The sequence below is a fragment of the Novosphingobium anseongense genome (genome assembly GCF_037482895.1).
Taxonomy (GTDB): Bacteria; Pseudomonadota; Alphaproteobacteria; order Sphingomonadales; family Sphingomonadaceae; genus Novosphingobium; species Novosphingobium anseongense.
Genome location: NZ_JBBHJZ010000002.1, coordinates 754075 through 768455, shown reverse-complemented (window position 1 = coordinate 768455; position 14381 = coordinate 754075). Strand labels below are relative to the sequence as shown.

Annotated in this window: 16 protein-coding genes and 1 tRNA gene; 4 read left to right on the top strand and 13 right to left on the bottom strand. The window is 66.0% G+C overall.

Annotated elements, in window-relative coordinates; genetic code table 11:
* Positions 1-40: 40 nt before the first annotated feature.
* The 4 genes from WG901_RS12420 to WG901_RS12405 form a co-directional block, all read right to left on the bottom strand.
* Complete coding sequence (locus WG901_RS12420; RefSeq protein WP_339587384.1) at positions 41-979, bottom strand: hypothetical protein; 939 nt, start codon at positions 977-979, stop codon at positions 41-43.
* Between the two features lie 99 nt (positions 980-1078).
* Positions 1079-1354, bottom strand: a complete 276-nt coding sequence (locus tag WG901_RS12415; RefSeq protein ID WP_339587383.1) for a hypothetical protein — start codon at positions 1352-1354, stop codon at positions 1079-1081.
* Positions 1351-2061 (bottom strand): HTTM domain-containing protein, encoded by a 711-nt coding sequence (locus WG901_RS12410; RefSeq protein ID WP_339587382.1) that lies wholly within the window; start codon positions 2059-2061, stop codon positions 1351-1353. Before WG901_RS12410 ends, WG901_RS12415 begins: the two co-directional genes overlap by 4 nt.
* Positions 2058-2522 carry a hypothetical protein gene (locus tag WG901_RS12405; RefSeq protein ID WP_339587381.1) on the bottom strand — a complete coding sequence of 155 codons (465 nt, stop codon included), beginning with the start codon at positions 2520-2522 and terminating at the stop codon, positions 2058-2060. The genes WG901_RS12410 and WG901_RS12405 overlap by 4 nt, the downstream gene beginning before the upstream one ends.
* Before the next feature lie 53 nt (positions 2523-2575).
* Between WG901_RS12405 and WG901_RS12400 the strand changes: the two genes are divergently transcribed.
* Complete coding sequence (locus WG901_RS12400; protein WP_339587380.1) at positions 2576-2980, top strand: thiol-disulfide oxidoreductase DCC family protein; 405 nt, start codon at positions 2576-2578, stop codon at positions 2978-2980.
* A 290-nt stretch (positions 2981-3270) separates the two neighbouring features.
* Here the strand turns inward: WG901_RS12400 and WG901_RS12395 are convergent.
* A tRNA-Gly gene (locus WG901_RS12395) sits at positions 3271-3345 on the bottom strand.
* Between the two features lie 201 nt (positions 3346-3546).
* On the opposite strand from WG901_RS12395, the gene WG901_RS12390 reads away from it, so the two are divergent.
* Positions 3547-4455, top strand: coding sequence for a tetratricopeptide repeat protein (locus WG901_RS12390; protein WP_339587379.1), 909 nt, complete (start codon positions 3547-3549; stop codon positions 4453-4455).
* Between the two features lie 25 nt (positions 4456-4480).
* Positions 4481-5089 (top strand): LON peptidase substrate-binding domain-containing protein, encoded by a 609-nt coding sequence (locus tag WG901_RS12385; RefSeq protein WP_339587378.1) that lies wholly within the window; start codon positions 4481-4483, stop codon positions 5087-5089.
* Positions 5090-5160: 71 nt separating this feature from the next.
* Here WG901_RS12385 and WG901_RS12380 read toward each other — a convergent pair whose 3' ends face one another.
* From WG901_RS12380 to WG901_RS12350, 7 genes are all read right to left on the bottom strand, one after another.
* Positions 5161-5784 carry a MarC family protein gene (locus tag WG901_RS12380; protein WP_339587377.1) on the bottom strand — a complete coding sequence of 208 codons (624 nt, stop codon included), beginning with the start codon at positions 5782-5784 and terminating at the stop codon, positions 5161-5163.
* A gap of 1 nt (position 5785) precedes the next feature.
* Positions 5786-6529: a hypothetical protein gene (locus tag WG901_RS12375; protein ID WP_339587376.1), complete on the bottom strand. Its 744-nt coding sequence runs from the start codon at positions 6527-6529 to the stop codon at positions 5786-5788.
* On the bottom strand, positions 6526-7425 hold the full coding sequence (gene folD, locus WG901_RS12370) for a bifunctional methylenetetrahydrofolate dehydrogenase/methenyltetrahydrofolate cyclohydrolase FolD (RefSeq protein ID WP_339587375.1): 900 nt from the start codon (positions 7423-7425) through the stop codon (positions 6526-6528). The genes WG901_RS12375 and folD overlap by 4 nt, the downstream gene beginning before the upstream one ends.
* Complete coding sequence (locus WG901_RS12365; protein ID WP_339587374.1) at positions 7422-7715, bottom strand: YggT family protein; 294 nt, start codon at positions 7713-7715, stop codon at positions 7422-7424. Before WG901_RS12365 ends, folD begins: the two co-directional genes overlap by 4 nt.
* A gap of 79 nt (positions 7716-7794) precedes the next feature.
* Complete coding sequence (locus WG901_RS12360; protein ID WP_339587373.1) at positions 7795-8355, bottom strand: hypothetical protein; 561 nt, start codon at positions 8353-8355, stop codon at positions 7795-7797.
* Positions 8356-8402: 47 nt separating this feature from the next.
* The gene (gene argB, locus WG901_RS12355; protein ID WP_339587372.1) at positions 8403-9314 is read right to left on the bottom strand and encodes an acetylglutamate kinase; all 912 of its coding nucleotides are present in this window, start codon (positions 9312-9314) and stop codon (positions 8403-8405) included.
* 40 nt (positions 9315-9354) lie between these two features.
* Positions 9355-10029, bottom strand: coding sequence for a queuosine precursor transporter (locus WG901_RS12350; RefSeq protein ID WP_339587371.1), 675 nt, complete (start codon positions 10027-10029; stop codon positions 9355-9357).
* 106 nt (positions 10030-10135) lie between these two features.
* Between WG901_RS12350 and WG901_RS12345 the strand changes: the two genes are divergently transcribed.
* Entirely contained in the window at positions 10136-11368 is a 1233-nt protein-coding gene (locus WG901_RS12345; protein WP_339587370.1) for a NupC/NupG family nucleoside CNT transporter, read from the top strand.
* A gap of 106 nt (positions 11369-11474) precedes the next feature.
* Here WG901_RS12345 and WG901_RS12340 read toward each other — a convergent pair whose 3' ends face one another.
* Entirely contained in the window at positions 11475-13961 is a 2487-nt protein-coding gene (locus tag WG901_RS12340) for a TonB-dependent receptor domain-containing protein (protein ID WP_339587369.1), read from the bottom strand.
* Between the last annotated feature and the right edge of the window lie 420 nt (positions 13962-14381).

Sequence of the window (14381 nt, the reverse complement as noted above, 5' to 3'; positions counted from 1 at the left end):
GCGGCGGGCCGGTTATCTTGCAGCCGGCTCGCCGACTTTCTTATGCCTCGCCAAGCCTGACTTCGCCGCGGACGATCCGGCGGAAGGTCTCCGACGGACAGAACTCCTGGTTGTCGCCCCAAAAGGTCTCGCCGGCGACGTCCCATTCGGCGAGCGACCAGATGACCGTGTGATCGGTATAGCCGGTGAAGACCAGCCCCGGATCGATCGTGCCGCGCGCGGTGATCGTCCGGCCCAACGTATCGACGCCTTCGAACAGCACTCGCGCCGGACCGTGCGCGCCATATTCGAGCACGCTCCGCTTGCCCGAGGCGAGCGGTGCCATCTCGCCGTCGCGCAGCAGGAAGCCGCCCATGGTCTTGGCCTCTGGCTTCTTGCCCATGCACAGGGTCTGGAAGCTGCCGCTCTCTCCCATACCCCAGAAATAACCGCCATGCGGCCAGACCTCGGTGTCGTAGGGGCCCGAGGAGCCGTCGCGCATCGACCAACAGTCGACCGCCAGTTCCTCGCCGTGGCGGCGGATCACGCCTTTCATCCGCCCAGGGTGCTCGTAATGGAAGGCAGCGGTCTTGGCTTGGTCGGGATCGCCGGTCTCGAGCCGGTGGAGCGGGGCGACCGCGGTCCACTCGAGATCCATCAGGAAGCCTTCCTTGTCGTAGTCGATCTTGTAGCGCTGGAGCGGCTCGACAACCTTCACCGACAGCGAATTGCGCGCGACCACGTCGAACTTCTCGGCCCCCTCCGGAATCGCCTGGAGATGGCTCCAGTTATAATAGAGACAGTTCCACTGGTAGATGCCCGAAGGGTCCCACAGCACCGGCCCGCCGTTGAGCACGTTCATGTTCGGCCGGAAGAAGTGCTGGATCAGTCCGTGGATGCGTCGTTCGGGGATCGAGACCGAGAACCACGAGTTCTCGTTCCAGTAGGGATTGTCGGTGCGGCCGTCGCTGAAACGGTCTGCGGCAGGCAGTTCGCCCATGTCTGCTCTCCCCGGCCGCATGTCGGGCCCGGCACAAACCTAGCATCGCCATAGGGGGCCGCAATCGCGGCGGCTTGATCCGATCGGCAAAGCGTCCGGCTAGCGGCGCCCGGGCGGGTCGAGCGATTCGACGAGTTCGACGACCTCGAAATCGTAGCGCTCCCAGCCCCGCTGCCGCGCCGCGTCGGCGGTCGCGGCCTTCTTCTTCGTGGCTTCCTTGAGCGAGGTCGTGTGCCCCCAGAAGACTTCGGTGCGCCCGCCGCCGAGCTCCGCGACGATGCGCCAGTAATGGGTGAACGGCGAGGCCGTCGGGCCGATCGTCTTGACGTAGCCGTCGGCCATCGTCGCGGTCAGGTAGCGCTTGCGGCTTTTCACAGCACCCGCTCCTGCAGCCACAGGATCGATGGATAGGCGCAGATCCAGATCCAGAAGAAGCGGTTGAGCCCGAACAGGCAGGCGTTGGCGCCGTGGAACAGCGCCGCGATCACGAGCCCCGCGAGCAAGGTCGCCTGCGAGAGGAAAGTGAGCGGGAAAGCCAGCTCGAAGCCGATCACCGCCCAGCCCATGACGAACAGCACACGCGGGCGCTCGGCCCAGCGCCGCAGGTTTTCGCCGGCGGGATAAGCGGAAAACAGAAAGACGTCGCGGAGCGCGCGACCGCTGCGCCAGTCTCGGTTCACCACTTTGACCCAGCCCGCCATGAAGTAGGACAGCAGCAGTTGCAGGCCGAGATAGGCGAAGGCCAGTTCGCGCCAGGCGGGCTCGGGCAGATTGTAGGCCGCGGTCAGGCAGAGCAGCACGAGCAGGCTCATCCGGTCGGCCCCGCCGTTGTAGGGGCCATTGAAGAAGGGCAGGATGAAGAGGTGATTCACCACCAGCGCCAGCGTGAGGACACCCGGATCGAGCCCCGGCAGCCGCGCGCCGAGGCTGACCGCCAGCAAAAGCAGTGACAGGACCAGGCGCGGCGCGAAGAGCAGGCGCTCCGATCGCCGCACGGCCGGGCGCAGATGCTCGAGACTCTGCTGGACGAAGGCCAGCGCCATCAATGCCGCGGTCAGCTGTATCGCGCCGTCGAGCATCATGGTGTGAGCAGCCCCGCGATCGCACAGGGGCCGGACTGGTAGACGACCGCCTCGCCGATCGCGTCGCCCGGACCCGTGCGACTGACAAGCCGCAGACGAATCTGCAGATAGTCTTCCGGATTGCAGACAGCATGTCGATCGAGGTCTCGCGCCACGCGCAACAGCAGTTCACGCTGGCTATGCGCCGCGGTTTCGGCCGAAGTCGCGCTCATCAACCGCTCGGCCAGACTGACGAGAAACAGGCTCTCGTTCCACTGCGGGTTCCATAAAAGACGGCGCAGCATCGTGTCCGGCCGTAGCACCGCAGGACGCGGGCGGAACTCGCGCCATGGCTCGGCCGGCGTCTCGGGCGCGGACAGGAGCGCGTAGTCGAGACGGGGACTGGCGGTCACCGCATCGAAGAAGCGCCACGACGGCACGATCGCGGGCAGCAGAAGGCGCAGGCCGGTGAACGGAAACACCCGGCAGCGACTATCCTGTCGGTTTCGCGGTATCAACCGGCTAAGACGTCCCGATGGACGAAGCGCATCCCATCATCGTGTTCGACGCCGAATGCGTGCTGTGCTCGCTCAACGCCCGCTTCGTGCTGCGCCACGACCGCCACGGCCACTTCCGGCTCGCCTCGATGCAGGGCGCGGTCGGCGCCGCACTCTATCGCCGCTTCGGCATCGATCCGGCCGATCCCGAGACGCTGATCGTCGTCACCGGCGACGAGGCATTGCGCGACAGCACGGCGATCCTCGCGATCTGGTCGGGCTTGGGCTGGCCCTGGCGCGCGCTGACCATATTGCGCCTGGCGCCTCGAGCGCTGCGCGATCCGCTCTACCGGCTCGTCGCGCGCAACCGCTATCGCCTTTTCGGCAAGCGCCGGACCTGCTGGGTGCCACGCCCAGACCAGGCCAGCCGCGTGCTGCCTTAGCGGATCGTGCGGCGCGGGCATGAAAAAGCCCCGCGGGTGGAGGAACCGCGGGGCTCTATTCAACCAATAAAAGATCAGGCCGCGCACGGCTTCCGGATGACGGTCCGGCGGCTGCGACGGCGATGTTCATGAGCTATACCGTCATTTCGCCAGAGTCCATGGCTTCGCGCGGGCACTACGACCAATGTCCACCGATCGTTCAGCAGCGGGACACAATGAAAATGGGTCCGATCGGGCCTCGGCCCGGCGCCTGGTGGCCTGTGCGGCCTCGGCAATGTCTCGAGAGAGACTGGAGCGGGCGAAGGGATTCGAACCCTCGACCCCAACCTTGGCAAGGTTGTGCTCTACCCCTGAGCTACGCCCGCTCGAACGTCTCAGCCCACTCGATCAAGTGCCGGTGGGCCGGGGTGAGGCGCGCAACTAGCAGCGGCTTTTGGACCCGGCAAGGGGGAAAATGCGATAAAATTTCAAACCCCCGTCCCGCGCGCTTTCGCCCTTCACAAATGCGGCGAAAAGCCCACATTGGCCGCCAACCAACCATCCAGCGCACCAGTGGAGAACCTGCCTTGGCAAGCCTCGGCCTCAATATAGAAGAGCAGAAAGCCGTCGACCGGTTCCGCAGCCAAGTGGCCGAACCCTCGATGACCTCGCTCGTCATCCTCGATTTCTGGGCAGAATGGTGCGGGCCGTGCAAGGCGCTGACGCCGTTGCTCGAAAAGGTCGCGGCCGACTATGCCGACAAGGGCGTCATCCTGGCCAAGGTCAACGTCGACGAAGAGCGCTTCATCGCCGACCAGTTCCAGATCCGCTCGATCCCGACGGTCTATGCAATGTTCCAGGGCCAGCCCGTCGCGGACCTGACCAATGCGCGCACCGAATCGCAGCTCCAGGGCATGCTCGACCAGCTCCTGGCGAAGCTGCCGATCCAGCCAGGGGGCGAAGCCGCGCCAGACCTCGCGCCGCTGCTGGCTATGGGCGAGGAGGTTCTTGCGGAAGGCGACGGCGAGCGCGCGGCGAGCGTCTTCGCTCAGATCGCCGACATGGCGCCCGATAATGTCCAGGCGATCGGCGGCCTGATTCGCGCGCTGATCGTCGCTGATCGCATCGACGAGGCCGAAGAGACGCTGGCGGCGCTCGACCCCGCCCTCGCCGCAGACCCGGCGATCGAACGCGCGCGTTCGGCGCTCGAACTCGCCAAGGCCAAGCCCGACGACAGCGAACTGGCCACCCTGCGCGCCGCCGCGGCCGAGCGCCCGGCCGATCTCGACGCGCAGTTCGCTTTCGCCAATGCCGCCTTCGCGGCGGGCGAGCGCGACGCCGCTGCCGACACCTTGCTCAAGATGGTCGCCGCCGACCGCGAGTGGAACGAGGGCGCCGCACGGACCAAACTGCTGCAGATGTTCGAGGCGATCGGCCTGGAAGATTCCTGGGTCGCCGCGACACGACGACGGCTTTCGACCGTGCTGTTCGGCTGACGGCCGGGCGGCGGAGAGGAGGCAGATGCGCATCACGATCTTCCCGCTGACCGGCGCGATCCTCTATCCGGATCTGCACCTGCCGCTGCACATCTTCGAGCCGCGCTATCGCGCGATGATCAGCGATGCGCTGGCGCGCGACCGACGCATCGGCATGATCCAGCCGCAGCGCGAGTTCGAAGGCGCGCCGCTGTTCCAGGTCGGCTGCCTCGGCCGGATCGGCGATGTCGAGGCACTCGACGACGGGCGTTTCAACGTCGTGCTCGAAGGCGAATCACGCTTCCGCGTGCTGCGCGAGCTCGATGTCACCACCCCCTTCCGCCAGATCGAAGCTGAACTGCTCGACGAGCCCGACGAGGAGGTGCTCGCCGCCATCGAGCGCGCCGGTTTCGAGCGCGAGGCGCGCCGCTTCGCCGATGCGCAAGGCTATCGCGTCGATTGGGATTCGGTCTCGCGGCTCGACGACGTCTCGCTGATCAACGGCGTCTGCCAGATCGCGCCGTTCGACGCCGCCGCCAAGCAGGCGCTACTCGAAGCCAATGGCATCAACGAACGCTGCGAACTGCTGATTCAACTCATGCAGTTCTTCGCCCGGCGCGACAGCGACGACGAGGATGGCGAGACGCTACAGTAGTTGGCGATGCTCCACCGGGTGCTTCGGCAAGCTCAACCTGAGCTTGTCGAAGGCCACGATGCGGCCTTTCGTCAGCTCGCGATCACCGCGCGCAGGCCGTCGATTACATATTGCGCCGCCAGCGCCGCCAGCAGCACGCCAAGCAGCCGCGTGACCACGGCTTCGGCCTTGGCGCCGACCAGGCGCATGATCGGCCCCGCGGCCATCAGCGCGGCGAGGCACAGGAACATTACCGCGACCAGCGCGGCCAGGATCATCAAGGTCGCCTCGGTCCCCTGCGCACGCGACATCAGTAGCATGATCGTCGCGATCGAGCCGGGTCCGGCAATCATCGGGATCGCCAGCGGAAACACCGAAACATCGTCGACCTCGGCCGCGGTACGGACCTCCTCGGCGCGCTTCTCGCGGCGTTCGGTACGCTTCTCGAAGACCATGTCGATGGCGATCAGGAACAGCATGATGCCGCCGGCGATACGGAACGAGTTGAGCTCGATGTGCAGCGCGCCGAGCAGCTTTTCGCCGAACAGCGCGAAGACCAGCAGGATCATCGTCGCGATCAAGCAAGCGCGCACCGCCATGTGCCGCGCCGCGGCGGGTGGGGCGGTGGAAGTCAGCCCGGCGAAGATCGGCGCACAGCCCGGCGGGTCGATGACGACGAAGAGCGTGACGAAGGCCGAGATGAATAGCTCGAGCATGTCAGCCGCCTGCCCCCGTACCCGTGACACGCTCATTGCGGACATCCCGCACCTCGCCATCGCTGGCCATCCGCGCGACGAAGCTGCGCGCACCATCGGGCGAGACATTGACGCTCCAGGTCAGCGAGCCATCGTTCGAGCGGCCTTCGCGATGCGCGGGATCGAACGGCACCGGCGGCGCTTTCGGCGGCTTCGCCGGCTTGCGGGGCTTCGCTCCGGGCCCGGGGCGCGGTCCGGCGCGGCGCTCGGGACATTCGGCAACGCGGGCCGAGAGCATGTCGGGCGCCTCGATCGCCTCCCTGGTCTCATCGCCGTGGTCGAGCACCCATTTGTAGCCGCCCTTCTCCTGGCGTTGCCAGACGGTGGTGAACCAGCCGTGCTTGGCGCCGTTCTGCCAGGCACCGTGGGTGACCATCAGCGAGCCGTCGCAGCTCGACCAAACCTCGTGCGGTTGCCAGTTCAACCCCGCGGGCGGATTGGCGCGATCCTTGAGCCAGGTCTGCGCGAGCACCATGCGCGGCGTGAACATCACCGCATCCTCGGCCGAGGTCGCCTTGAAGGCGGTCCACTGGCCCTTCTCCTGCGCGAGCCGCGCGAAGGCAATCTCCGCGGCAATCGCCGCACTGGGATTGGCCAGGCTGCCGAGGCGAACGCCGCCGCCCCTTGGCGCGCCCGAAGGGCCATCCTGCGCCAGCGCCGCTGGCGTGAGAGCCAGCAGCGCAAGGCAGGCGGCCAGATGCTTCAAATCGCGTCCTCGGCCAGCGCGAGATCGGCGTTGCGGTGCGCGGCGACGATCGTGTTGCGCAGCAGGACGGCGATGGTCATAGGCCCGACGCCGCCGGGCACCGGTGTGATCGCACCCGCGACCGTGCTGGCATCGGCGAAATCGACGTCACCCACGAGACGCCCCTTCTCGGAGCCCTCGGCCGGCGGCAGACGGTTGATGCCGACGTCGATCACGGTCGCGCCGGGCTTGATCCAGTCGGCCTTGACCATCTCGGGCCGGCCGACCGCCGCGACGACGATGTCGGCGCGGCGCACCACCTCGGGCAGGTCCTGGGTGCGGCTATGCGCGATCGTCACGGTGCAGTTCTCGCCGAGCAGCAGCTGTGCCATCGGCTTGCCGACGAGGATCGAGCGACCGATGACCACGGCGTTGAGCCCCGAGAGATTGCCGAGCCGATCCTTGAGCAGCATCAGCGAGCCCAGCGGCGTGCAGGGCACGAGCCCGGGCAGGCCGAGCGCGAGACGGCCCGTGCTGATCGGGGTCAGCCCGTCGACGTCCTTGCTCGGGCTGATCCGGTCGACCACCGCTTGCTCGTCGAGGTGCTTGGGCAGCGGCAGCTGGACGAGGATGCCGTCGACCAGCGGATCGGCATTGAGCTGGTCCACCAGCGCGAGCAGCACGTCCTGCGTCGTGTCCTCGGGCAGCTTGTGCTCGAAGCTGGCCATGCCGCAGGCGACGGTCTGCTTGCCCTTCGAACGGACATAGACCTGGCTCGCCGGGTCCTCGCCCACGAGCACGACCGCAAGGCCCGCCTTGCGGCCCGCGGCCGGTTCGAACTTGGCGGCGAGTTCCGCGACTTTGCCGCGCAGGCCTTCGGCGAATGCCTTGCCGTCGATGATCGATGCTTGGGTCATAGCGCTGCGTAGGCCAGGTTCTTGAGGACGATCTGGATGATGGTCAGCCCGATGATCAGCACCATCGGCGAGAGGTCCACCGATCCGGTGTTCGGCATGATGCGGCGGATCGGCGCGAGCACGGGCTCGAGGATCGCGTTCACCGCCTGCCATATGGCGGCGACGAAATTGTTGTGCAGGTTCACCACGTTGAACGAGATCAGCAGGCTCAGGACGAACTGCACGATGACGACGACGACGATGATGTTGATGAGGTAGGAAATGATTTCGTAGAGCGTGAAGAACAGCAAGGCCGTGCCTTTCAGCGGTCGGGGTTCGGCCGCTGATAGCCGAGCACGGGCAGAGGGGGAAGAGCGGCTATGCGGCGCGCTACTGCTGCCCCGCGCCGATCGTGCTGCGCTCGATGTGCCAGCGCAGTTGATCGGCCGAGGCGCCGTCGACATCGTTGACCCGCCGCAGCACGAGGCTACCGCGTTCGGGCCGGGCATTGCCGAAGCGCAGCACGACAGGGGCTTCGTAGAAGAGCGAACCGGCACCCGCATCCTGCTGACCCTTGCCGACTTCGAGCACGGGCGCTTCGGCGCGATCGTAGGAGGCCTTGAGTGTGGTCGCGGTGACCCCGCTGCCCTTGCCCCAGGCCTTCGCCGCCGCCGTCCAGTCACGCGCGGCGAGCGCCGCGGCGTAGTAGCGAAGCAGGCGATCGGGGTTCTTGCGGTCCTGCAGCGCGGCACTGTCGAGCGCGGGCGCGGTCTCGCTCGGCGTCGGCGTAGGCGTGGGGACGGGCGGCGGCACGATCATGGGCGGCGGCAGCGGCGCGGGCGCCGTCGCGCTCGCGGTGGGTTCAGGCGTCGGCTCCGGCTTGCGTTCGCAGGCGGCCACCGACAGGCCGAGGATCGCGAGCCCTGCCAGGGTCGAAAGGCAATGGGTCATGGTCGCAAAGCGCACCGCCCTGTCCCCGGTTCCCGCCATCGACCCGCTTACCCCGCGCGGATCAGCGTGCCCGCGCCGCGCGAGGTGAAGAATTCGAGCAGCATGGCGTGCGGCACGCGACCATCGAGCACGACCGCCGCCTCGCAACCCGCGAGCACCGCGTGGACGCAGGTCTCGAGCTTGGGGATCATGCCGCCCTGGATCGTGCCATCGGCGCTCAGCCGGTCGATGTCGGCCGGGGTCAGGCTCGTCAGCAGGTTCTTGTCCTTGTCGAGCACGCCGGTGACATCGGTCAGCAGGAACAGCCGCGCCGCGCCGATCGCTGCAGCGATCGCGCCGGCCATGGTGTCGGCATTGATGTTGTAGGTCTCGCCGTCGGCGCCCGCGGCGATCGGCGCGATCACCGGGATCATGCCCGCGGCCGAGAGCGTGTCGATCACCGTGGTGTCGACCAGTTCGGGCTCGCCGACGAAGCCGAGATCGAGCACCTGCTCGATATTGCTCTCGGGATCCTTCTTGGTGCGGCGAACCTTGCTGGCCGTGACCATGCGGCCGTCCTTGCCAGATATGCCGATGGCCTTGCCGCCGGCGCCGCTGATCCAGTTGACCAGTTCCTTGTTGATCGATCCCGAGAGGACCATCTCGGCGACCTCTGCGGTCGCCTTGTCGGTCACGCGCAGGCCGTCGATGAACTGCGATTCGACGCCGAGCTTCTTGAGCATCGCGCCGATCTGCGGGCCGCCGCCGTGGACCACCACGGGATTGATGCCGATCGCCTTGAGCAGCACCACGTCCTCGGCGAAATCGCGCGCCAGTTCGGGATCGCCCATGGCGTGGCCGCCGTATTTCACCACGAAGGTGCGACCGGCATAGCGCTGCAGATAGGGCAGCGCCTCGATGAGCGTTTCGGCCTTGGCCAACAGCGCGTCGCGCTGCGCGGGATCGTTGGGATTCGACATGCCCGCGCTTTACCCCCGTCTGCGGGGATTTGAAGTGATTTTAGCTCGCCCGATCGAGCCGCCGCCCCAGCTGCACGAACAGATAGATGAACGGCGGCACCATGATCGTCGAAAGCACGAGCTTCGAGATGATCTGGCCCTCCATGATCTGGACGATCGGCATGGCCTGGCCGCTCTGATCGACCACGCCGTAGAACGAGATTGAGATGAACAGCACAGTGTCGACGATCTGCGAGAGCATCGAGGCCACCCAGGCGCGCAGCAGCAGGAATTTTCCCTGCCCGCCGGCGATCCGCGAGAACAGCGCGACGTTGAGCGTCTGCGAGGTGCCGTAGGAGATCAGCCCGGCGAACTGCATCCGCGCACCCTGGCCGAGCAGGCGGGCGAAAGCATCCTGGTCGCTCCAGAACGGCGCCGGCGGCACCACATGGATAACCAGGGTCAAAAGGATCATCGAGACGATCAGCGGGATGAAGCCATACCGCACGAGACGGTTGGCCATGTTCTGGCCGAACAGCTCGGCCACGGCACTCGACAGCACGACGAGGAGCAGGAAGGCGAATATCCCCGATTCCACCGCAAGATCGCCGAGCAGCGGCCAGTGCCCGAGCGACGCGAGCTTGGTGCCGAGCACGCCCGCGAGCACGGCGAGACCGCCGTAGAGCAGCGAGAAGACGAAAAGCGACCGGGGAATGGCCCCACCCTGTTCCTGCATCGAAAGACCCTTAGCGCCCTGGCGGAGCATTTGCACTATGCGCGATGACCGCGCCTCGTTACCTGTCGCGCTGTAAGTAACCGCGCAACGGGGGGAACCGGCGCCGATGCAAGTCGTCCACAGCCTGCTAGGCATTGTTCTGATTCTTGTCGTGGCAGTGCTGCTCTCGTCGAACCGCAAGGCGATCCGCCTGCGCGTGGTCGGCGCAGCCTTCGCGCTGCAGGCGGGGCTCGCCGCACTCGTGCTCTATTTCCCGCCGGGCAACCGCATTCTCCAGGCCGTCGCCGCGGGCGTATCCAGCCTGCTCGGCTATGCCCATGCCGGCACCGCCTTCCTGTTCGGACCGCTCGCCAACCCGGAGATCGGCGGCACCAGCTTCGCGATCTCGGCGCTGCCCGTGATCATCTTCTTCGCCGCGCTGATCTCGATCCTCTATTACGTCGGCATCATGCAGCTCGTGATCCGCTGGATCGGTGGCGGGCTCGAGAAGATCACCGGCGTCAGCAAGGTCGAGAGCCTCTGCGCCGCCTCGAACATCTTCGTCGGCCAGAGCGAGAGCCCGCTGGTGATCCGGCCCTACCTCGCCAGCCTGATGCCCTCGCAGCTGTTCTGCGTGATGACCGTGGGCATGGCCGGCGTCGCCGGGACGATCCTGGCCGCCTATGCCTCGATGGGCATCCGCATCGACTACCTCGTCGCGGCGGCCTTCATGTCGGCGCCGGGCGGCATCCTCATGGCCAAGCTGATCATGCCCGACCCGCAGGGGCTCGAGATCGACGCGCCACTGGACGTACCGGTCGAGCATCTCGACGAAGAACGCCCGGCCAACGTCATCATGGCCGCCAGCCAGGGCGCGCAGACCGGCGTCAAGCTGGCCGTCGCCGTGGGTGCGATGGTGCTCGCCTTCGTCGCGCTGGTCGCTCTGGCCAATGGCTTCGTCGGCTGGATCGGCGAGATGCTCGGCGCCGAGGGCCTGACCTTCCAGTCGTTGCTCGGCTATGTCTTCGCGCCGATCTTCCTCCTACTCGGTGCCGCCGACTGGGCCGAAGCGCTGCACGCCGGCAGCCTGTTCGGCACCAAGATCGTGCTCAACGAATTCGTCTCGTTCATCGATCTGGGCCAGGCGACCGACCTTACGCCACGCACCGCTGCGGTCGTGACCTTTGCCTTGTGCGGCTTCGCCAATTTCAGCTCGATCGCAATCCAGATGGCGGTGACCGGCGGGCTCGCCCCCAACCAGCGCCCGGCAATCGCGCGGCTAGGGCTCAAGGCCCTGCTCGCGGGCAGCCTGTCCAACCTGATGAGCGGCGCGCTCGCCGGACTCTTCCTGGGGCTCTGAAAGCAGAAACGGCACCGGTCCCGCGAGGGAGGCCGATGCCGCTTCCACTGGTTTGAGGAGCCGGCCGGAGCTTGGGGAGGGCTAGCGCTCCGGCCGATCCTCGGCCTTAGAAGTCGAACCGCAGCGAAGCGGAGACCGTCCGGCCGTTGGCCGTGCGCGCCTGGACGATTCCCGTGGCGGGGATCGTGGTGTCCTGGGCTTCGATGATCGCCAGCTTGTTGAACAGGTTGTTGGCGTTGACCGACAGCTGCACGCGGTCGGTGACGCGGTACTGCACGAAGCCGTTGACCAGCGTGTAGCCGGGCATCTTCAGGCCGTCGTTGTCACCGGCATAGCTGCTGGTAGTGCCGAGGAAGTTCGCACCGATGGTGAAGCGCTCGGTCTCTATCTGCGGCGTGACCTGGAAGATCAGATCAGCCTGATGCTTCGGCGTATTGCCCACCGTGGCGGCGACCAGAGCGTCCTTGGTGATCTCGGCCTTGGTGTAGGTCGCGCCCGCGTTCAGGCGGAACGGACCCTTCTTGATCGAACCCTCGAGCTCGACGCCATAGGCGCGATACGAGCGGTCGAGACCGATGTTGTGCTCCTTGGTCTTGGCGAAGAAGCCCGTGACGTAGAGCTCGGCGTCCTGGCCGCGATACTTCACGCCCGCTTCGGCCTGGGTGACTGGATCGTAGGCGGCGTCCTTGCGGGCAAGGCTGCCGTCGGTGGCGTTGATGTAGTTCGAGAACAGGATGCGGTCGGCATTGGCGCGGCCACCACGGCTGTAGCGCGCGAAGACCGACATGTCGTCGGCGAGGCGATAGTTCACGCCCAGCGAGTACGAGAGGTAGTCGTAGTTGTAGTTGACCGGTGCCGGGCGCGTCAGCGGGTAGATCGCCACGCGCGTTTCGGCGGCCGAGATCACGCCGTCGCCGTTCACGTCGTACGAGGTGATGCCCGTACGGCCACCGCCGAGGTCGGCACCGAACACCTGACCGCGGGCCGTGCCGAAGTCGTAACGGATCGAACCGCCGATCGCGAGCGCGCCGACATGGTAGTTCAGCGAGGCATAGGGCGCGTTCACCGAATAATCGGTGTCGTAGATGCTGCGGCGCGAATTGCCGAAGAAGGTCGAACCGAAGCCATAGAACCCGTTGAGCGTCAGCGGCACGCCAGCGGCCGAGGTCAGGTTCAACAGCGCGGCCTGGCCGTCACCCTTCACTTCCTGGAACACCGACGAGAAGTGCCAGGTCGTGTTGATCGTCTGCGCGGCCTTGTAGAAGCCCGCCGTGGCGGTCAGCTTGCCGCCACCGACGTTCCACACGCGGCTGGCGCGAATGTCGTTGGTGACGTTGGTCAGATCGTTGAGATCGGCGTCGAACAGCGTGGTCGACGAGACCAGGCCGTTGCCGTTGAGCGTCGACGGGCTGGTGATGACCTGGCCGGCGAGCGGGCCGTTGGCATAGCTGAGCACCGCACCGGGGCCGCCCCAGATGCCCGTGACCACCGAAGCCGGGCCGGTCAGCGAGGGCGCCAGGAAGGTGCCGCGGAACGAGCCCGAGATGTCGGCATAGCGGAAGCGCTCGGTCACGGTCCAATCGCCGATCTCGAACTGGGCCTCGCCGCCGATCGACTTGACCTTCGAATGCATGCCGTCGGTGTAGTCGTAGCGCGTGAACTGGTTGTTCTCGTTCATCGACAGGTTCGACGGCAGATAGCGCGAATACATCGTGTCCTGGCGCGGGTCGAAGCCGGGAACGGTCGAATACTTCGGATCGGCGTTGGTGCCGGTCACGCGCAGCGGCGCCGAGCTGTAGTTCGGCGACTTGTCGTCGAGGAACTTGCCGTAGAGGCGGACGTAACCGCCCTCGAAGGTCTTGGTCAGGTTGAACTTGAACTGGCCGCCCTTGTAGGCGTCATAGCCGGTTGCGCGCGGACCTTCACCCTGGCGATAGAAGCCGCCGATGTTGAAGCGCAGCGTGTCTGTGATCTTGCCGCCATAGTCGAAATCCATGCGGTAGGTTTCGTAGTCGAGCCCCGTGGTCAGCTCGACCGCGCCGCCTTCTTCCTCACCGGTCTTCGAGATCAGGTTGATCACGCCGCCCGGCGAGTTCGACGAGAAGGTCGAGGCCGAACCGCCGCGGATCGCCTGAACCTGCGACAGCGTCAGGTCGGCACGCAGGAACTGGTCGGCGTTGCCGAAGGCGATGTCGCCGAATTCGAGAACCGGCAGGCCGTCTTCCTGCAACTGCAGGAACTTGGCACCGCCCAGCGCGATCGGCAGGCCGCGGATCGAGATGCTCGAGTAGCCCTCACCCGCATAGGCTTCCGAGCGCATGCCCGGGATATTGCGAAAGATCTCGCTGACCGAACGCGGTGCGAACTTCTGGATCTCGCTCTCGTCGAGCGAGCTGGTCGAGATGGCGCTGTCGAGCAGGTCGCGGCCGCGGGCGACGCCCGTGGTGAAGGCGCGCTTGGTCGGCTGCGCAGCATCGGCGGATGGGCTCGATCCGGCTTCGACCTGCGTATCCTTGGCGGCGCCGGCATCCTCAGCGTAGGCCGAAGCCGGGAAGGCGACGGCTGCGGCGAGAAGAAGATATTTCAGTTTCATGTTGTCCCCATTGTCCCTGTTTGAACTTGGTGAACGGGGCGCTAGGCAAGACAGCGTTAACGCGATCATCCGCCAATATTACGGGAAATTACGAGGAGAGTGGTGCCTATGTGCTTTCGCGGCAACAGTCGCAATTGTCGCCAATGATGACATTGACCGTCGAATATTGCATTGATCTTCAAAATGAATCGAATTTGCTTCATTGGCAATTTGAACGCCGCGAATCAGCGGTTTCGAGACGGTGCGCCCGCGCGCATCTACTCGAGCGGAGAACGGGCCGAGCAAGCCCAGATGTATCCCCTTGCTCGGCTCTCGATCAGCGCGCGAGGCCATTGAGCGAGACTATCTCATTTTTTTGAACTCATGTTCAGCGACAGGGCGATCATAGGGAAAACGCTGTTCGTCGGACGGTTTTCTGCC